Below are 18,840 nucleotides of genomic sequence, written 5' to 3' on the forward strand. Positions count from 1 at the left end.
GAACCCGTGTTCACTATGCTATGCAACGATCAGTTCTTTTCTTCGCTTCTCTTTTAATTCTGTTCTCCTGTACCAAAGGGGCAAAGACTTTTGCTCAAGGATCTGCTGTACCGGATCATGAGGGCTGGACAGCACTTCTTGAACAATATGTCGCTGATGACGGGCTGGTAAATTACCAAGGTTTATTGGACGATAAAGATCGATTGAACGCTTACACGCAATTGCTCGCAGATAACCCACCAGCAGAGAATTGGACGAAGGAGGAACAACTCGCTTATTGGATCAACGCCTACAATGCGTTTACTGTGAAGTTGATCGTAGAAAACTATCCGCTGGAGAGCATTAAAGACCTTAATCCTACCATTGCCATACCCCTAGTCAGCACCATTTGGAATAAAGAATGGTTTGAGATCGGAGGAGAAGGGTTTAGTTTGGATAGAATTGAACATAAGATCTTGCGTAAAGACTTCAATGAACCGCGCATTCATTTCGCAGTGAATTGTGCTTCCATGTCTTGCCCCGTTCTGAGGGCTGAGGCCTTTGAACCTGACCGAATCGATGAGCAATTAGAGGAGCAGGCATCGTTGTTTTTAAATGATCCTAGTCGAAATGTGCTTGACCCCCTTGAGCCCAAGTTGTCAAAGATCTTCTCATGGTTTACAGGAGACTTTACTGAGGACCAATCACTTATCGAATTCGTGAACCGCTACGCAAAGGAAAAAATTGCACCAAAAGCCAAGATAAGGTACCTCGATTATGATTGGGCCTTGAACGATCAAAAACCTAAAAATTAACCGCTGATCCGTTTTAGCCGGTTGGATTAGAAGATCAGTACCTATTTTTTACTATACTTGTGGCTTCTAAATAAGGTCATTTCTATATGCGATTACGCGCTCTTGCGTTTTCTTTTCTGGCAATCCTGATCTTGGTCAATTCACTTGATGCAAACCACCGTTTTTTCCCCACAGACTCCACGGATAAGAAACCACATGTCGTTGCCCAATTAGCGCCTATTGACTCCATGATGAATCGGGTCATGACCAGCTTGCGTTTGGTTGGTGCTTCCGTTGCCATAGTTAAAGACGAAAAGCTGGTGTATGCCAAGGGATTTGGCTACGCCGATCTAGAAGAGAAAGAAAAGGTCACCAATGAAAGTAAATTTCGAATTGGTTCGGTTTCCAAACTCATCACGGCCATTGCGATCATGAAACTAGTGGAAGACGGTGAACTTGGACTCGACGATTTTGTATTTGGAGAGCAAGGAATTCTCAAGGGAGGTGTCTATGACAAGGTCAGCAATAAGAATGTCTATAAGATCAAGGTAAAGCACCTGCTCAATCACACAGCAGGTTGGAGCTTGCTCACTTATGGCGATCCCATGTTCATCCCACACAAAATTCACAAAATGGATAAAGCAAGCTATCCCATCGATTTTGATGACGTGATAGAGTTCGTCTTAGAGCGCCACCTTCCTTACAGACCAGGTACGCGCTTTAATTATTCCAATTTTGGTTACTGCCTTTTGGGTAGGGTGATTGAAGAAGTAACAGGAGACGATTACGAAGACTGGGTACAAGAGGAGATTCTTGAGCCTTTCGGAATTGAAAGCATGAGTATCGCCGGTAATTTTTTGGAAGACCGAAAAAAGAATGAGGTAAAATACTACGACCGAAGTGCTGATAATCAACAGTTAAGCTTTGATGGGTCAGGGAAAATGGCTTACAAACCCTATGGTGCGGATGACATTGAGATGCTTGGTCCGGCAGGCGGTTGGTTAGCAACCGCGACAGATCTGATGAGACTTGCGGTAATGGTTGATGGCTATGCGGCTCGGTACCCCGACATGCTAAGCAGCACCAGCATTGATCAAATGGTCAATGGTGTTGGAGGAGTCAATAGGCCACTGGGTTGGCGAACGACCAATGGAGAGCATTGGTGGAGAACCGGCACATTGTCTGGGACGTCAGCCCTCCTAACGCGAGATACAAATGGCTATTCGTGGGTGATCATTTCGAACACAACACCACGACGCGGAAGCTTTCCAAGCACGAGTCGTTGGGCGATTAGGGAAGGAATCAAACTGGTGAAGCAATGGCCCTCTACAGACCTCTTTGATACCCTTTATGAATAAAGAAAGCCGATCGAATCGACCGGCTTTTTGACCATATTAACCCTAATTAAAGACCAGCTAGACTGGCTTATTTCGTAAGTGCATAGTACTGCTGTCCACCAAGTTTGCTCATGAATTCAGCTTGATTGACCAACTTTCGAAGCTTTTCATTTTGACTTGGATTGCCTTCCATCAATAGATCACCATCTTGACTGAAGACCTTGTAATGGTCAGATTCCTCGAGGGCCTCTTCTAGCAAGCGTTCTTCACTAGTCATTTCCTCAATTGCAAACCAATCGTCTACTTCAGAAATGAGTGCTGTTTCCAGACTTGACAAGTTGCGCTCGGCCTTTTCAGATTTTGCCGTTCCGGCTTGGAAAAGAGTGATAACCGCCAGACCAATGGCGAGTAACGCACTTAAATTCTTAACCTTTGTTCTGTGTACTTGAGTTTTATTCTTTGGGCTTTTCATGACCGTGTTGTTTGAATTAATTGTTGTTTGACCTGCGTAATATATGTCAACACCTGTGCCATTACTTGTAAGTAATTGAAAAACAGAATATTAAATGAATAATTGAAAAAACCGAAGATAAAAGTGTACTGTTTGCGTACACCTTTTGGACGGTTTTTGAACACTTTTTACTCGTATCGTAGTGATTTGATAGGGTTCATCGTAACGGCTTTAAACGCTCGGTAACCAATAGATGCCATGGCAATAAGCGTCGTGACCACGAAGGCAATCAGAAAAACAGAAAACCCTATAGAGGTTCGATAAGCAAAGCTTTCCAACCACAAGTTGGCACCTAAATAACCTAAGGGCGCAGCCAAAAGTGTCGCCAATAGAATGAATAACACATACTTACCGGAAAGTAAGCGAACTAAGCTTAACGAATTCGCTCCAATGACCTTGCGAATCCCCAATTCCTTGGTCTTTTGCTGTACCACAAAAGAAACTAAACTATAGAGCCCCAAGCTTCCAATGAGTAATGCCAGAATAGCGGTAAAATTGATGAATCGAGAGATCACCTGGTCAATTTCGTATTCCTTGGCCAATTCATCCGTATACGATTGATAGTATGGGGTATAGTCGGGGTTGTAATCAACTGAGATTTTTTCGAAATGTGAGGTGGCTTCAGAATAGAATCCATCTTTTATCTTCATAAAGCCTTGATTATAACCTTCAAAGTCACCTTCAAAGACAGAAGGCTTAATTCCGGCTTTTAGATTTGTGGTATGAAAATCGGCAAGTACCCCAACGATTTGTGACTTGGCATCATTGACGACTATATAGGCGCCAACCGCGTTTTCGCCAGATTCAAAGCCAAGCTTATTGCTTAGCAAGTCCGTGATCACCACCTTCTGTATGGTATCTTTATACTGCGCTTGGCTAAACCATTGACCAGCAATGAGCTCGAGGTCAAACATGTTCAAGTAATCAATGTCTACATGTTTGTAATCACAATCTATGTCCTGTTGAGCACTCTCACCTAGGTTGCGCACAGTGGTATTCCATGAAAAATCAGTATTCGGACCACCCGTTCCGTAGGTCACTTCTTCAATGTAGGGACTTTCTTTAAGCATGCCCTTTACCGCGTTCAATTCAGTTGCATCCACCATATACCTTGATCTCATAAAATCTCTGAATTTGATGATGTTGTCAACCTGGAAGCCAAGGTCTTTTTGCTCGATGTAGTTGAATTGTGCATTGAAGACCACCACAATGATGATCAAAATTTGAGCAAATACGAATTGAGTAATGAGCAAGGAGTTACGCAAGGTGGCTTTGCTTCCTTTTTGCTGTGTGAATGTACTTCGGATAACCTCCATTGGCCGAAACTTCATTAATAAACTCACTGGATATAATCCGGCTAATAGCACGACCATCACGACAAGACCTAGTGCAAAGACAACAGAACTCATTTCTACTTTCAGGTCAATGCTTATGACAGATAACAATTGATTGATCTGGCTAAGCAGGATTTCTGCAAACCAAAGGGAGAAGAAGGCCGCCACTACCGAGAGCAGAGTGAGTTCAATAAAGAATTGTTTGGCCAATTGCATTTGAGTACTTCCCAGTATCTTTTTGATCCCCACTTCCTGATTTCTTTTCAAGGCTTGTGCAGTGGAAAGATTGACAAAATTGATCACACACGTCGCCAGTACAATGAAGGCAATGACAGAAAGACCGTAAATGGTTTCATTCGGAATGCTATAATTGACTCCATTCCCAAAACGATCGTCGGTATGAATGTTTTTGAGTGGACCGAGATCTAGTGTAATGGTTTCGGCAGCCTCCTGCCCTAAGTTGTTACCAATTATTTCTTGTAACTGACTTGTCAGTGTTTCAGGTTTAACGTTTTCAGGCAGTAGTACCCATGTGGTACCAATGCTCATGGCATACCAGTTGTCACGAACATAGAATTCTTGCACTTGTTTCACCATATCGACATGGGCGATGATCTGATAGGGTAGGTTGGTATTCAGCCGGGGATCTTTAACAATTCCTTTGACCACACCAAGGTCTCTTCTTTGAAAATCAATGGTACGGCCCATTGGGTCTTCTAGACCAAAGAGTTTTTCGGCTGTACTTTCAGTAAGTATCACCGCCTTTGGATCCTTAAAGGCTTCATTCTTGTCGCCACGAACCCATTCCTGGTCGAAGAGTTTAAAGAAATGTTCATCCGCGAAAAGGATTCCTCCTTGGTCAAATTTATTCTCTTCAATAAAAAGAGAAACCTCCATGGGTCCGATGGTCCGCGAGACGGCCTCGATTTGAGGGAAATCATTGCGCAAAACCTTGTGCAAAGGCTCTGGGGTTTGACTTCCATACTCACGACCCCAAGCTACCTCTTGAATGAAATTCACTCGATAAACACGGTCTGCCTTGGTATGAAAATGATCGAAGGAGTACTGATAGTCGATGATCGTGTAAATGACAATACTAATGGTTATGCCAATGATCAGACTGAGTAAGTTGATTATCGTACTCGTTCGGTTACGATCGATATTTCGGAGTGTCGTTTTTAAGTAGATCTTAAACATGAACGTAATAATTTAAAGGTTTCATTTGAATAAAGTATGGAAAAGGTGCTCTTTCATGTCGTCCGGATTAGCGACTTTGGGTCAAAGGTTTTTAGCATACTCCACTACGTGCCAATCATATGCCAGTTTTGTAAAGTATTGACTGTCAGAGTTGTAAAAGTATTCTGCAAAAAATTACTTAGATTAGTGTTCCACTCTGAAACACAATGATGTTTCGAACAGGAACATTTTTTAAACTCGCTTCATGAAGGTTAAGCAACCTGGACATGTGGTTATCATTGATGATGACGAAGATATTCGGCTGACGGGAGAGGTTGTACTCAAGCAACGCTTCACCAAGATCAGTACACTGGAGCACCCAAGTAATGCTGAAGGCTTTTTGACAGCTAACCCGGCAGATGTGGTGCTCCTAGACATGAATTATTCAAAAGGAACAAATGATGGAAAGGAGGGCATCGTTTGGCTGAAAAAACTCAGGGATGCGTTTCCACAAATTAAATTCATCATCATAACGGCATATGGAGAGTTGTCTTTAGCCGTTGAGGCCATGAAGTTGGGAGCAACGGATTTTGTGACAAAGCCTTGGGAATATGAGAAAATCCAAATTACAGTCGCTAATGCGTTAAAACTTGCCAGAGCAGAACAAGAAGTGGATGCTCTTAAACATCAAACGGCAGGCTTGAAGCAGCATCTTATTCCTTCCCATGGAGATATAATTGCCGAATCGCAAGAAATGCGAAGAACGTTGAGCGTAGCCGATAAGGTAAGTGGTACCGATGCCAATGTTCTCTTGATGGGGGAAAATGGTACCGGTAAAGGCCTTCTGGCAAAGTATATCCATCAATCCTCTCCTCGTGCCAAGGAGGTATTTATTCAGGTAGATCTTGGAGCTATATCCGAAAGCTTGTTTGAATCTGAACTTTTCGGACATAAGAAGGGAGCATTTACTGATGCGAAGGAGGATCGAATGGGGCGCTTTGAGGCGGCGGAGAAAGGAACACTGTTTTTGGACGAAATTGGCAATCTCTCGCTAGGGATGCAGGCCAAACTCTTAACAGTTATTCAAAGCCGCTCATTCAATCGGGTAGGTGAACACCGTGCGCGATCACTCGATGTCCGTATCATTGCAGCCACTAATGCGAACCTCGAGGAAAATATTCAACAAGGAACATTTCGAGAAGACCTCTATTACCGACTCAATACCATCGAGTTGAATTTGCCTCCACTGCGTGAGCGAAAAGCTGATATAAAACCCATGGTTGAGCTTTTTTTAGCACGTTTTTGTAAGCGTTACCATCAACCAATTCCCGTTGTTGTCTCTGCGGCTTACGACAAATTGGAGCAGTATTCATGGCCGGGTAATATTCGTGAACTAGAGCATTCCGTTGAACGTGCTGTCATCCTATCAACTACGAATGAACTAAGACCCGAAGACTTTTCATTGAAGAAAAATGATCAGTTCCTCGCCGATGCTCCTACTAATTTAGAGGCACTGGAGAAAATAACGGTCCAGCGTGTGATTCAAAAACATGAAGGAAACATGAGTAAAGTAGCGAAGGAATTGGGGATAGGCCGTACTACGCTTTACCGTAAACTGGAGAAGTATGGGCTCCAGTAGGTTCAACCTCCATATCGGTATGCGAATTTTAGTGATTTCGTTTAGCATGTATGGCGGGTTCTGGTCTTACTTTGAAACCAATTTTGTGATTTCCCCCATTGGCTTTGGTCTGATCAGTTTGCTGCAATTGCTCGAGCTTTTTCGCTTTGTATCACGAAGCCGTCGCGAAATGTTGAAGTTCTTTCGAGGTATTGATTTTCGAGATTTTACACAGAATTATCGCTACGAGGTTGGTATAGAAAAGGATGAGCTCAAAGTAGAGTTTAACAGAGTTATCCAAACATTCCGCACACTAACCCTTGAAAAAGAAGAGCAATATCAGTACCTGCAGATGGTAAACCAAGAGGCACCCGTTGGGATGATGAGTTTTGATGATTCAGGAAGACTTGATTTGTATAACCCGAGAATGTGCGCATTATTCAAAACACCAAAATTGGGCCAGCTCGATCAGTTAGCGAAGTATGAACCTGATTTTGTTGCCGACCTGAAACGCGAAAGCACAAGTCATTGGATCTTTGTTGCTCGGCAGGGAGAAAAAAGAATGCTTGTAAAGAAGAAGACATTTGAATTAATGGGAAGAGCCTTGGTTTTAGTGATGGTTCAGGACATTAGTTCGGAATTGGAGGATCAGGAAATAGACGCTTACCAAAAGTTGATTCGTGTCTTAACACATGAGATCATGAATTCTGTAACGCCGGTGGTGTCGTTAACTACGGCAATAAGAAAAATGGTTGAGCAGGACGATAGTTTAAGAACTGACGGACTGACAACCGAAGAACTTCAAGATTTATACAAGAGTATTCTGTCAATAGAGAAGAGAGGTGTTGGTCTTATGGCTTTTGTTAAGGCGTATAGAAGTTATATGCAGCCCATTATATTGGAAAAAAGCATTGTTGAAAGTAAGGTGTTGTTAGATCATGTCATTCAACTCTGCCAACCGGAACTTCAAGGCATTCACATAACAACTAGACTTGAGGCGAGTAGTCCATTGTTCATTGACGAGAAGCTCGTAGTGCAGGTGCTCATTAACATAATTAAAAATGCCAATGAGGCACTTGTCAGAACACAAAATCCAAGACTTGAACTAACGACGTCATTAGATCCTGAGCATTTCATCATAGCACTTTCTGATAATGGCCCTGGGATACCTAATGATATCCGCAAAGACATTTTTATTCCATTTTTTACGACAAAAAGTAATGGTACGGGAATTGGACTGAGTTTATCAAAACAAATCATCCAAGCGCACAAAGGAGCGATTGATTTTAGCTCTGATGAGGATGGGACTCGATTTGAACTTCGTCTACCTATTCATTCATAAGTTCAACTTGATAAACAAAGTACTTGGTATCGCCCCGCCAAGGTAGTTTGATGTACTTTTCTTTGTAATAAAGCTTGGCTCTAACGCCTTTTTCCATGGCACTTTCAATGCGCTTGAACGCATTTTCATTTGAGCTGGGCACAGTAAAATCCCATTGGGTAGGCATCACTCCCTGTTCTCCTGAGGTCAGTCCGCCAATATTCAATTGTCCTTCAAAGGTTTTGACCAGTACTCCTTTCTTACTGAGCTTCACCGGGACACCTACACGAAAACCACTACTAAAGTTGGCATAGTAGGCAAACAGAAAGAAGAGCAAGACAAGTACCCCCAGGGCAAGTAACAATTTTTTCAATCCGGCATTCATAGTTACAATAATTCGTTCGCTAGGTTTGCCAATTCTGATCTTTCCCCTTTTTCCAATGTGATATGCGCGTAGAGCGGATGATCCTTGACCCGATCGATGAGATACGAAAGCCCGTTAGATTGAGAGTCAAGATAAGGTGTATCGATTTGATGCACATCTCCTGTAAAGACGATCTTTGTATTCTCTCCGGCACGCGTAATGATGGTTTTGATCTCGTGTGGAGTTAAGTTCTGTGCTTCATCCACAATAAAGAAAATGTTCGACAGACTTCGGCCTCTGATGTAAGCCAGCGGTGTGATCAGCAACTTCTCCTTATTCACCATTTCGGTAATGGATTTGAATTCTTTGTCCGTTTCCTTGTACTGATTTTGAATGAATTTCAAATTATCCCACAAAGGTTCCATGTAGGGGTTCAGTTTCGATTTGATATCACCCGGTAGGTAACCGATGTCTTTATTACTTAGCGGCACGATGGGCCTCGCTAAATAGATCTGCTTGAATTCCCTGCGTTGTTCTAAGGCTCCGGCTAGAGTAAGTAAGGTTTTTCCTGTTCCTGCTACACCTTGGATGGTCACAAGTTTTACCTCCGGATTCATCACGGCATGGATAGCGAATGTCTGTTCGGCATTTCTGGGTTTAACACCTGAAACTGGTCGTTTGTCTACTTTTTCAATGGTATCATCTTGCGCATTGTAATAGGCAAGAATGGAGTTTTTGTCGCTCTTTAAGATGAAGTATTGATTCGGTTGTGCTTTCTTCCTTTTCAGCACTTCTTTGGGCTCAAGCGTGCCGTCTTCATAGAGGTGATTGATGATGTCAGAATCTACCTTCTCAATTTCAATTTTCCCTTTCCGGAGTGATTCGACATTCTTGATCTTGCCGGTTTCGTAGTCTTCGGCAGGTAAGCCCATGGACTTCGCTTTCATGCGAAGGTTAATGTCCTTCGAAACCAGGATGACATTGCGCTGAGGATTCTCATCTTTGAGCCGGAGCGCTGCATTGAGGATTCGATGGTCATTCTTGCGTTCACCAAATACTTTGTTGGCATCATGTTCATGATCACCTGAGCCCGCTTCCATTACTACTTTGAAGTTTCCTCTGGTCTTTCCATTCAGCGGTATCCAATCTTGTAGTGATTTGTCCTGAGCCAACTTATCAAGAAGCCGAGTGAATTCTCTGGCTTCAAAATTCTTGGTATCATTTCCTTTTTTGAATTGATCTAACTCTTCGAGCACTGTGATGGGTAGCCCAACATCATGTTCCTCAAAATTCATGATGGCGTTGTGTTCATAAAGAATTACAGAGGTATCAAGTACAAAAATTTTCCGGTCGGTCTTCTTCGCTCTCGGCATAGGATTGATCAATAAGTAACTAGAACTTGAATTAAGTTAAGAATTATTTGAGCGAAACAAGCGCTATGGATAGGCTTAATCATGAAAAAAATAAACAGTCTTCAGAGGGGATTGAATCACAGGGATTTATGACTTTCTCATGCAAGTAGTCAGCCATTTTTTTGGTTCACTTGACCCAAGGCGCGATTCAAAAACTCAATTTTTTCCAAAGATTTATCAAGGCAACCGTACAAGTAAGTGCAACGGCTAAAAAGATAAAGCCCTGGATGAGTTCACCATAGATGAATTGACCAATGGCGAAGAGAAGACCATACACAATGAAGATTCCTGCGAACATGGCCGTTAAGTCATAAGAAAAACGACCAACTGCTTTTTCAAGCACCAAATTCTCTTTTGTTGCGATCTTCTTGAAGCCGTTCCATCCGATTCCATAGGGCTTAACATTGTTAAAAAAGCCTTGAAGTGTCTTGTAGTCGGTCGGTCGAGTGAGCAATGTCACAAGTACCCAACTGAAAGTGGTGATACCCACACTGAGCAACAACTGATAATCTGATGGAATACTGGTCAGAAAAGTTGGTCCCCATTTGAAAAGTAGTGCCAGTACAAATGAAACGATCATCCCCGTGATTTCGGAATAGGCATTGATTCTCCACCAAAACCAGCGGAGGATAAAGATGGAACCCGTACCAGCACCAATCGATAGCAAGATCTGGAAGGCATCGAGTGCATTGGTCAAGGCCAGCGCAAAAAGTCCGGCAAGGATCATCAAGACCACTGTGCTAATGCGGCCAACATTCACCATTTGTTTCTCTGTTGCTTCATTATTGACAAATCGTTTGTAAAAGTCGTAGGCCACATAGGAAGAACCCCAATTCAGGTGTGTTGAAATAGTGGACATGTAGGCCGCGATCAATGAGGCCACAACGATGCCTAGAAGTCCTTTAGGAAGAGTAAGAAGCATGGCCGAATAACCCAAGTCGTTACCCAACTTACTTTCCGATATGCCTGGGAAAGCCGCTTGAATTGAAGCTAGGTCAGGATATACAACCAAGGATGCCAATGCAATAAGGATCCATGGCCAGGGTCTCAAGGCGTAGTGCGTAATGTTAAAAAGCAAGGTGGCAGAAACAGCATGTTTTTCGTTTTTAGCAGAGAGCATCCGCTGGGCAATGTAGCCGCCTCCTCCAGGCTCTGCCCCAGGATACCATACCGACCACCACTGAACGGCCAAAGGAATCACAAGTAAGGTGATGAGCATTTCTCTATTGGAGAGATCGGGTACAATGGCGAGTTTGGTCGATACCACCGGATGGTTCATCAATTCGGTCAATCCACCGACTTCGGGCAAGTTAACGACATAAATCGCTGCAGCCACAGATCCCACCATGGCCACAATGAACTGTAGGAAATCGGTCAACACCACGCCCCTTAAGCCTCCCAGGGAGCTGTAGGCTACGGTGATGACAGAGGCATAGATCACGGTTTTCCATGGCTCGAGCCCAAACATGATCTCCGCAATTTTGATAGCGGCCAATGAAACGGAAGCCATGATCATGACATTGAAGAATACACCAAGATAAATGGCCCTGAACCCTCTTAGGAATGCGGCCTCCTTTCCACTGTAGCGAGCTTCATAGAATTCAAGATCCGTCAAAACACCGGACTTTCTCCAGAGTTTCGCGTAGACGAAAACGGTCAGCATGCCGGTGATCAGAAATGCCCACCAGACCCAGTTCCCGGCAACACCGTTTTGACGTACTATGTCAGTGACCAGATTTGGGGTGTCCGCACTGAAGGTGGTGGCCACCATCGAAACGCCGATGAGCCACCATGGCATGTTTCTTCCGGAAAGGAAAAACTCGTTGGCACTAGAGCCAGCTTTTTTTGAAACTCTGATTCCTATGACCAGAAAAACCACAAAAAATAGGGCGATGATACCCCAGTCTAACGAAGATAGTTGCATACTCAGCGAAAAGTTAGAAGGACTTGTTAGAAGTTTTTTAACTTCGAATTGAAAAGATAGAAAAACTTTTTAAGAGTGAATTATGGATTTAACCTTAGTGATATTAGCAGCCGGAATGGGAAGCCGTTACGGCGGTAACAAACAGTTGGATGGTATTGGACCTAACGGTGAGATCATCATGGATTATTCTATTCATGATGCCATCAATGCTGGGTTTAACAAAGTGGTCTTTATCATCAGAACGGATTTAAAAGAAGCCTTTGATGCTCATTATGCAGAGCGGTTCAAAGGAAAAATAGAAATGGAGTATGCGTTCCAAGACCAATACACCGAGCATACCAAAGCCTATGAGGCCAACCGAAAGAAACCCTGGGGCACGACACATGCCATTCTTGCTGCAAAGCATTTGATCCATGAGCCTTTTTTGGTGATCAATGCGGATGATTATTATGGGCAGGAGTCCTTTGGTGAAGCCGTTGAAGCCATTAAGAAGCTTAAAGAGAATGAGTATTTGATCATGGGCTATGAATTGGTCAACACCCTTTCTGATCATGGTACTGTAAACAGAGGAGTTTGTCAAGTGGACGAGTCAATGAACTTGACCGGGATCAAGGAAACACTAGCCATTGGAAAAAATGGAAACGAGATTTTTTATGAAGAAAATGGAGAAAAGCAGACGCTCGCTCCAGACACCTATGTGTCGATGAATTTTTGGGGTTTCCCTCCATCGGTCTTATCTCTTTTTGAAGATAAATTCTTGACCTTTGTTGCGAATAACCACGAAGACCCTAAAGCCGAGTGTTTTATTCCCGTAGAAGTCGATAACCTGATGGACGAGGGAAAGGCTTCGGTAAAGGTAGTGCCGACAAGTGCATCTTGGTTGGGTGTGACCTATAAAGAAGACAAGCCTTTTGTAGTGGAAGGGATTAATGAAATGATCGCAGCGGGCAAGTACCCTCAAAAGATCGGCTAATGAAGCCAGAAGCGGCGATAGCGTTTTTCAACATAGAAGGAGCAGTCGAAGAGATTGCTCCTTTTGGTTTAGGCCACATCAATGATACGTTTTTGGTGAAGGCGGGTGGACGACAATACCTTCTACAACGAGTCAATCAAAAGGTCTTCAAGTATGCCGATATTCTTGAGCATAATGTGCAATTCGTCCTTCAGGCGAAGCCAGAGCTTTTCCCTTTCCATTTTATTTCGAAAGAGGGGAAAGTGCATGTGCTCTATAATGGGCAATGCTGGAGGCTACAGGAATTTCTTGAAGATGCATATTCCCCTGATCAGGTAGAATCCCCTTCCATCGTTCGTCATATTGGCGCTGGCTTTGCCACTTTTGCCAGTGCTTTTGCGCATATCTCTGCTGAGCAATTCAAAGAGACCATTCCGAACTTCCACGATTTAGGTTCACGACTTTTTCAACTTGAAACGGCAATCCAATTGAATCCTGTGAACAGAATGGAGATGGTGTCAGCATTGATTCTGGAAGCATTCTCTTTTCGGTGGATAGCCAAAAGATTTCAGCACTACGTTTTAGCGGGTTTACCCAAAAGGCTCTGTCATAACGATGCAAAGGCGGCCAATATCTTACTGCGGAGGCAAGATGACACCTTTGCTAAAATCATTGATTTGGATACGATAGGCCCAGGGTACCTTCTCTATGATTATGGTGACTTGATGCGTTCATTGTTCACCCCAGCTGCTGAAAATGAGTTGGACCCAACCAATTTGATCGTGAGGCCTGAATTATTTCAAACACTTAGAGAGGCATACCTCGGCCACTTAAGTTTTCCTTTGGATGATGTTGAAGTGGCATCGCTTGAATTTGGAGGCTTGTACATGACCTATCTTATGGGGGTCCGTTTCTTAACTGATTTTATTCAAGGCGATGTTTATTACAAGATCAAATTTGAAAATGAGAACTTCATTCGTGCAAGAAATCAATTCAGGTTACTTGCCTTGATGGAAGAAGCACTTGCACATAATTATCGGCTGGATGAGTAAAAACTTCTCAAGAAACGACTGAAGTACTGCCTTATTGAAGTCAAGAAGTAGAACTACTCAGTGAATTCTTACTATATTCATTCATTAGATAGACGATATGAAAAAACTTCTAAAGTACGCATTGAGTTTGCTGATGCTGGTTTCAATCCTTGAAGTCAGTGGACAAACTTGGAAAATAGATCCATCGCATTCGAGTGTTTTATTCAGTGCCAAGCACAATGGAATTTCGTTTGTTCATGGACGATTCGATCAATTCGAGGCAACAGTAGAAGGAGGGAGTGTTACTGATTTTAGTGGGGCAAAAGTTAGTTTCACTGCGCAAGTAGAAAGCATCAATACCAATGTGGCCCCAAGAGACAAACACTTGAGATCAGCCGATTTTTTCGACGTTGAAAATCATCCGACAGTCTCTTTTGAAAGCACATCTTTCAAGAAAACCGGAGACAAACAATACGAAGTGGTTGGCAACTTAACCATGAGAGGAAATACTAAGCAAGTGACATTACTGGCAACTCATATTGGTTCTACCAAAAATAGAGCGGACAAGGACTTGGTGGGCTTTCAATTGACAGGAGAAGTAGACCGAAATGTATTTGGGGTCACAGGAGCAAGTGGATCAGTTGCCCCAATTATAGGCATTGAATGCAATATTGAGATGTCTGTGCAATAAGCATCTGTTGTAGTTTAAGATTTAAAAAAGGCTGCTAATCTAATTAATCAGCCTTTTTTGATACTTGTACCCTTATGAAAAAGAACGCACAGTATTGGATTAATAAACTCAATCTTCAGGAGCATCCGGAGGGAGGATATTTCGTAGAAACCTACAGGTCTAACGAGCGCATACACGAGTCTAAACTTCCCGACAGATATAAAACGTCCAGGGTTTTCGGCACCTCCATTTATTTCTTACTGACCAGAGAATCGGTTTCTAATTTTCATCGTTTGAGTTCGGATGAGATATGGCATTTCCACACCGGTGGTAAAGCACGAATTCATATGATTAGTGAAACAGGAGACTATCAGCAAGCGCTCATTGGTGAGCCTTCCGATGCGGAGGTTAGTTTTCAAGCCATCATCTCCCAAAACACCTGGTTTGCCGCTGAGGTGATCGAAGGAGACTACATTTTAGTGGGCTGCACCGTAGCTCCGGGTTTCGAGTTTGAAGACTTCATATTAGCCGACCGCCAAAGCCTATTGTCCGCTTATCCAATGCACAAAAACCTTATTGAACGTTTTACGAAAAAGTAAGTATGCCATAAGGCTAAACTCAAAACGATTTAATTATATGCTATTAACAACTACGAATACCGTTGAAGGATTCACAATTACAGAATATAAAGGAGTGATCACAGGCGAAGCCATTATAGGAGCCAATTTATTCAAGGACATTTTTGCAAGCATTACCGATTTAGTAGGTGGCCGTTCGGGCTCTTATGAACGGGTACTCCGCGAAGCAAAAGAAGAGGCCATGCAAGAGCTTCAATTAAATGCACAACGATTGGGTGCCAATGCCGTTGTGGGCATCGATTTGGATTATGAGACGATCGGACAGAGCAGTAGCATGCTGATGGTAACAGCCAGTGGTACTGCCGTTATCTACAAATAGTTTGTCTACAGTAAGGTCAGCTTATTTGTGAATTTTAATGCCATTCTTCTTCAGAGGAATGGCTGTTTTTTAAATAGAATCGGTCTTCCTCTTCCATAGGCTCAACTTCCAGCACATTAGCCAAGACGAGTCGAATCAATGTTCTAGCAGCAATGTATTTTGAAATATTGGCGTCTTCTTTGAGGCGTTTGATGGTGGTAAAATCGTGCTTCTCACAAAGTCCAATAGCCTTTTGTACTTTTTCATCGTAGACGAATTGAATGTCTTTTTTCTTGTGTCTACGTTCTAAGATTTCGCATACCTCTTTGCTGGCTTGAATGCTCTTGTCTCTTCTACGGATATAGGCTTTTCCTTTCTTGCTTTCGTCTGTCGATCGGACGCGAAATACTTTTCCCTTGCTGGCTTGAACTTCAATAACAGCCAACCCTTTTTTTTCATTGACCTTAATGATCTCGCTGGTATAAAGGAGTTTTGGGCGAATAAGTTTTCGAATGCTTTCTTCTAAAAAGAAGAGTTCACCCTCAATGGAACGAACACCAGAGGCGGTTCCATCGTCATCGACACCGAGCAATAAGGTACCACCATCGGCATTCGCGAAAGCCACCAATTCTTTCACAATTTTTTCTGGATGATTGGCTTTTTTCTTGAATTCAAGTTGTTGACCTTCTCCTTTGCGGGTCAAACTCTTTATTGCATTCAATTCCATAAAAAATGACAACAGTGGCTAAAGACTTAATTCAAGTCGTCTTCATCAAGATCTCCCATATCTGGCATGCTGAACATACTGCTCAGGAGGTCTTTGAAGCGCGTTCCTGTATCTAGCGCGGTTTTGCTCAATTTACTATATTCTGCCAGTCCGTGTAATGCAAATTCCATCAAAAATAGCTTCGCATGCGCTTTGGCTTTGGGTTGATGCTTTTTCACCAAGGCTTCCAATCCGGGAATGATATGAAGTGCCTCCTCGTAGTCCTTGTTGGACAAATCGTTGTGCAGATCGATCGTATATCCTTCACCAAACCACTGGATGATCTCGGCATAAGGGTTTTCCTGATTGCCTTTGTTCTTGTCTTTATCATCCGGTTTCGGGAAATAATCCGTGAACATTGTTCGAATAGCTTTTCCCACTAATGAATGGGCAACAATACCGGCACCTTCCTGCTCACCTTCATATACCAGCTCCACTTTTCCGGTGATTGCCGGGATGGCGCCAACAAAGTCAGAAACCCGAATGTAGGTTTGTTTTTCACCGTTAAGCAGGCTTCTGCGCTCTGCAGCACTGATGATGTTTTCAAAGGCAGCAATGGTCAAGCGAGCGGATACGCCACTTTTTTCATCCACATATTCGCTCTCTCGTGCTTCAATGGCAATCTGCTCAACCAAGTCTTGGGAAATGGCATCCACCACAACGGCTTGTTTCTGTGCTTCTTTGATGTTCGCTTCTTGGGCAGTGATCTGTTTTCCGATCTCTCTCGTTTTCGGGTAATGCGTGATGATCTGGCTATCGATCCTGTCTTTCAATGGAGTCACAATGCTGCCTCGGTTGGTATAATCTTCCGGATTGGCTGTAAACACGAATTGAATATCTAAAGGCAAACGGAGCTTAAAACCTCTGATCTGAATATCTCCTTCTTGCAGAATATTGAACAGCGCTACCTGGATCCTCGCTTGGAGGTCGGGCAATTCGTTGATCACAAAAATGCCTCGATGGGCGTGTGGTACTAGTCCGTAATGAATGACGCGTTCGTCGGAGTAAGGGAGCTTTAATGAGGCCGCTTTGATGGGGTCAACATCTCCAATAAGGTCGGCGATGGAAACATCAGGGGTGGCTAACTTTTCTGAATATCGCTCATCTCTATGCAGCCATGCGATAGGGGTATGGTCGCCATGTTCGGTTACCTGCTCTTTCCCATAGCGAGAAATAGGATGTAAGGGATCATCATTCAATTCAGAGCCGGCAATAATTGGCACATATTCGTCCAATAAGGTAATCATTTGACGGGCAATACGCGTTTTTGCTTGTCCTCGTAAACCCAGCAGGTTGATGTTATGCATAGAAAGAATCGCTCGTTCCATATCGGGAATTACGGTGTCCTCATAGCCATAGATACCTTCAAAGGTGGGTAGCTTTTGTTGGTATTTTTGGATGAGGTTGTCGCGTAGCTCCTGCTTTACCGATTTGCTCTCGTAACCCGATGCTTTCAACTCACCTAATGTGTGTATTTTGATCAGTTGATCAGCCTTCAATTCGTTATAATTCATTGTCTAGAATCTTTTTCTTCTGTTTTTCTTATAGTCCTCAAAAATGAGGTGTCCCAGTCCTTTTAAGCTGCTGTAGTAAGCATTTCCATTATTGGCTCGGGTAAATTCTTCCACGAACTGCTTCAAGTAAGGGTCTGAAGCGATCATGAATGTAGTGACTGGAATCTGTAATCTTCTGCACTGTGTCGCAAGATTGAGCGTTTTGTTTAAGATCTTCGGGTCAAGGCCAAATGCATTTTTGTAGTATTTAATGCCCACTTTCATACAGGTTGGCTTTCCATCGGTGATCATGAAGATCTGTTTATTGGCGTTCTTTCTTCTTCTCAGAATGTCCATGGCCAACTCGAGTCCGGCAATGGTATTGGTATGGTAGGGGCCCACTTGTAAAAAGGGCAGGTCTTTGATCTCAATTTGCCAGGCGTCATTTCCAAACACGATCACATCAAGTGTGTCTTTTGGATACTTTGTCGTTACTAACTCGGCTAAAGCCATTGCAACTTTTTTGGCAGGGGTGATGCGGTCTTCTCCATAGAGGATCATCGAATGCGAAATATCGATCATCAGTACGGTCGAGGTCTGTGTTTTGTATTCCGTTTCCACCACTTCAAGGTCGTCCTCTGTCATTTTGAAGTCGCCAAAGCCGTGATTGATCTGGGCATTCCGAATGGAATCCGTCATGGCGATCTGCTGTAGCGAATCGCCAAACTCAAAAGGTCGTCTATCTGTTCCAGTTTCATCACCGGTTCCTGTATGGCTGGTGCGATGTTGTCCCTTGCCTAATTTTTTCAGCTTGCCGAAGATTTCTTCCAAGGCCGAACGTCGGATTTCCTGACCGGTTTTACCCGTTACTTCAAACTTACCTTTCTGATTGTCCTCAGATAAGTAGCCTTGTTCCTTCAGCTCATCGATGAAATCACCAATTCCATATCCATCGGTTGTGATGTTATATTGTTGATCCAAGTTGGTTAGCCATGCCAAGGCTTCGGCAACATCTCCGCCCGTTATACTGACCAATTGTAGAAACAAATCAAGCAGGTTCTCAAAGCTTGAATCTCCCTTGTTTGGCTGTGGAATGTATTTAGAAAAACGGTATCCTTTCATGCGTCCTATCTCAACGGTTTTGCCTTGGAATTGGTTTAATAAAACAAGTCTTCTTTTGCGTTCAGATCAATTGTATTGATTTGGAAGGCAGCAATGGTTA

17 protein-coding genes are annotated in these 18,840 nt (G+C 43.1%); 9 read left to right on the forward strand and 8 right to left on the reverse strand.

The window, feature by feature from the left end:
• The first annotated feature begins 20 nt into the window (after positions 1–20).
• Positions 21–794: a DUF547 domain-containing protein gene (locus AC2D6U_RS12730; RefSeq protein ID WP_484721368.1), complete on the forward strand. Its 774-nt coding sequence runs from the start codon at positions 21–23 to the stop codon at positions 792–794.
• An 86-nt stretch (positions 795–880) separates the two neighbouring features.
• A complete protein-coding gene (locus AC2D6U_RS12735; RefSeq protein ID WP_484721369.1) occupies positions 881–2,131 on the forward strand; it encodes a serine hydrolase domain-containing protein in 1,251 nt (416 codons plus the stop codon).
• A 67-nt stretch (positions 2,132–2,198) separates the two neighbouring features.
• On the opposite strand, the gene AC2D6U_RS12740 is transcribed toward AC2D6U_RS12735, so the two are convergent.
• Entirely contained in the window at positions 2,199–2,582 is a 384-nt protein-coding gene (locus AC2D6U_RS12740) for a hypothetical protein (protein ID WP_484721370.1), read from the reverse strand.
• Between the two features lie 167 nt (positions 2,583–2,749).
• Positions 2,750–5,152 (reverse strand): ABC transporter permease, encoded by a 2,403-nt coding sequence (locus tag AC2D6U_RS12745; protein ID WP_484721371.1) that lies wholly within the window; start codon positions 5,150–5,152, stop codon positions 2,750–2,752.
• Positions 5,153–5,396: 244 nt separating this feature from the next.
• On the opposite strand from AC2D6U_RS12745, the gene AC2D6U_RS12750 reads away from it, so the two are divergent.
• On the forward strand, positions 5,397–6,770 hold the full coding sequence (locus AC2D6U_RS12750) for a sigma-54-dependent transcriptional regulator (protein WP_484721372.1): 1,374 nt from the start codon (positions 5,397–5,399) through the stop codon (positions 6,768–6,770).
• On the forward strand, positions 6,757–8,091 hold the full coding sequence (locus AC2D6U_RS12755; RefSeq protein ID WP_484721373.1) for a sensor histidine kinase: 1,335 nt from the start codon (positions 6,757–6,759) through the stop codon (positions 8,089–8,091). Before AC2D6U_RS12750 ends, AC2D6U_RS12755 begins: the two co-directional genes overlap by 14 nt.
• Here the strand turns inward: AC2D6U_RS12755 and AC2D6U_RS12760 are convergent.
• From AC2D6U_RS12760 to AC2D6U_RS12770, 3 genes are all read right to left on the reverse strand, one after another.
• Complete coding sequence (locus AC2D6U_RS12760; RefSeq protein WP_484721374.1) at positions 8,078–8,443, reverse strand: hypothetical protein; 366 nt, start codon at positions 8,441–8,443, stop codon at positions 8,078–8,080. The two genes, AC2D6U_RS12755 and AC2D6U_RS12760, sit on opposite strands and share 14 nt — an antisense overlap.
• Positions 8,444–8,457: 14 nt before the next feature.
• Positions 8,458–9,807 (reverse strand): PhoH family protein, encoded by a 1,350-nt coding sequence (locus AC2D6U_RS12765; protein ID WP_484721375.1) that lies wholly within the window; start codon positions 9,805–9,807, stop codon positions 8,458–8,460.
• 187 nt (positions 9,808–9,994) lie between these two features.
• Positions 9,995–11,770: a sodium:solute symporter family protein gene (locus AC2D6U_RS12770; RefSeq protein ID WP_484721376.1), complete on the reverse strand. Its 1,776-nt coding sequence runs from the start codon at positions 11,768–11,770 to the stop codon at positions 9,995–9,997.
• A gap of 82 nt (positions 11,771–11,852) precedes the next feature.
• Between AC2D6U_RS12770 and AC2D6U_RS12775 the strand changes: the two genes are divergently transcribed.
• The 5 genes from AC2D6U_RS12775 (at position 11,853) to AC2D6U_RS12795 (ending at position 15,380) form a co-directional block, all read left to right on the forward strand.
• The gene (locus tag AC2D6U_RS12775) at positions 11,853–12,743 is read left to right on the forward strand and encodes a nucleotidyltransferase family protein (RefSeq protein ID WP_484721377.1); all 891 of its coding nucleotides are present in this window, start codon (positions 11,853–11,855) and stop codon (positions 12,741–12,743) included.
• On the forward strand, positions 12,743–13,774 hold the full coding sequence (locus AC2D6U_RS12780; RefSeq protein ID WP_484721378.1) for a phosphotransferase enzyme family protein: 1,032 nt from the start codon (positions 12,743–12,745) through the stop codon (positions 13,772–13,774). Before AC2D6U_RS12775 ends, AC2D6U_RS12780 begins: the two co-directional genes overlap by 1 nt.
• A 97-nt stretch (positions 13,775–13,871) precedes the next feature.
• Positions 13,872–14,444, forward strand: coding sequence for a YceI family protein (locus tag AC2D6U_RS12785; RefSeq protein WP_484721379.1), 573 nt, complete (start codon positions 13,872–13,874; stop codon positions 14,442–14,444).
• 74 nt (positions 14,445–14,518) lie between these two features.
• Complete coding sequence (locus AC2D6U_RS12790; protein WP_484721380.1) at positions 14,519–15,022, forward strand: cupin domain-containing protein; 504 nt, start codon at positions 14,519–14,521, stop codon at positions 15,020–15,022.
• 37 nt (positions 15,023–15,059) lie between these two features.
• Positions 15,060–15,380 carry a heavy metal-binding domain-containing protein gene (locus tag AC2D6U_RS12795; RefSeq protein WP_484721381.1) on the forward strand — a complete coding sequence of 107 codons (321 nt, stop codon included), beginning with the start codon at positions 15,060–15,062 and terminating at the stop codon, positions 15,378–15,380.
• Between the two features lie 34 nt (positions 15,381–15,414).
• On the opposite strand, the gene AC2D6U_RS12800 is transcribed toward AC2D6U_RS12795, so the two are convergent.
• Genes AC2D6U_RS12800 through AC2D6U_RS12810 form a run of 3 tightly spaced genes read right to left on the reverse strand, consistent with a single transcriptional unit; the run spans position 15,415 to position 18,740 of the window.
• On the reverse strand, positions 15,415–16,086 hold the full coding sequence (locus AC2D6U_RS12800) for an AlbA family DNA-binding domain-containing protein (RefSeq protein ID WP_484721382.1): 672 nt from the start codon (positions 16,084–16,086) through the stop codon (positions 15,415–15,417).
• A gap of 26 nt (positions 16,087–16,112) precedes the next feature.
• On the reverse strand, positions 16,113–17,639 hold the full coding sequence (locus tag AC2D6U_RS12805; protein WP_484721383.1) for a sigma 54-interacting transcriptional regulator: 1,527 nt from the start codon (positions 17,637–17,639) through the stop codon (positions 16,113–16,115).
• Positions 17,640–17,642: 3 nt separating this feature from the next.
• Positions 17,643–18,740, reverse strand: coding sequence for a vWA domain-containing protein (locus AC2D6U_RS12810; RefSeq protein ID WP_484721384.1), 1,098 nt, complete (start codon positions 18,738–18,740; stop codon positions 17,643–17,645).
• Between the last annotated feature and the right edge of the window lie 100 nt (positions 18,741–18,840).

The organism is Roseivirga sp. YIW32, from assembly GCF_057219245.1.

Coding starts and splice junctions, on each gene's coding strand:
- AC2D6U_RS12765 (WP_484721375.1), bottom strand. CDS start 9,807: ATGCCGAGAGCGAAGAAGACCGACCGGAAAATTTTTGTACTTGATACC.
- AC2D6U_RS12810 (WP_484721384.1), bottom strand. CDS start 18,740: ATGAAAGGATACCGTTTTTCTAAATACATTCCACAGCCAAACAAGGGA.
- AC2D6U_RS12795 (WP_484721381.1), top strand. CDS start 15,060: ATGCTATTAACAACTACGAATACCGTTGAAGGATTCACAATTACAGAA.
- AC2D6U_RS12745 (WP_484721371.1), bottom strand. CDS start 5,152: ATGTTTAAGATCTACTTAAAAACGACACTCCGAAATATCGATCGTAAC.
- AC2D6U_RS12775 (WP_484721377.1), top strand. CDS start 11,853: ATGGATTTAACCTTAGTGATATTAGCAGCCGGAATGGGAAGCCGTTAC.
- AC2D6U_RS12780 (WP_484721378.1), top strand. CDS start 12,743: ATGAAGCCAGAAGCGGCGATAGCGTTTTTCAACATAGAAGGAGCAGTC.
- AC2D6U_RS12755 (WP_484721373.1), top strand. CDS start 6,757: ATGGGCTCCAGTAGGTTCAACCTCCATATCGGTATGCGAATTTTAGTG.
- AC2D6U_RS12785 (WP_484721379.1), top strand. CDS start 13,872: ATGAAAAAACTTCTAAAGTACGCATTGAGTTTGCTGATGCTGGTTTCA.
- AC2D6U_RS12730 (WP_484721368.1), top strand. CDS start 21: ATGCAACGATCAGTTCTTTTCTTCGCTTCTCTTTTAATTCTGTTCTCC.
- AC2D6U_RS12805 (WP_484721383.1), bottom strand. CDS start 17,639: ATGAATTATAACGAATTGAAGGCTGATCAACTGATCAAAATACACACA.
- AC2D6U_RS12770 (WP_484721376.1), bottom strand. CDS start 11,770: ATGCAACTATCTTCGTTAGACTGGGGTATCATCGCCCTATTTTTTGTG.
- AC2D6U_RS12800 (WP_484721382.1), bottom strand. CDS start 16,086: ATGGAATTGAATGCAATAAAGAGTTTGACCCGCAAAGGAGAAGGTCAA.
- AC2D6U_RS12735 (WP_484721369.1), top strand. CDS start 881: ATGCGATTACGCGCTCTTGCGTTTTCTTTTCTGGCAATCCTGATCTTG.
- AC2D6U_RS12740 (WP_484721370.1), bottom strand. CDS start 2,582: ATGAAAAGCCCAAAGAATAAAACTCAAGTACACAGAACAAAGGTTAAG.
- AC2D6U_RS12790 (WP_484721380.1), top strand. CDS start 14,519: ATGAAAAAGAACGCACAGTATTGGATTAATAAACTCAATCTTCAGGAG.
- AC2D6U_RS12750 (WP_484721372.1), top strand. CDS start 5,397: ATGAAGGTTAAGCAACCTGGACATGTGGTTATCATTGATGATGACGAA.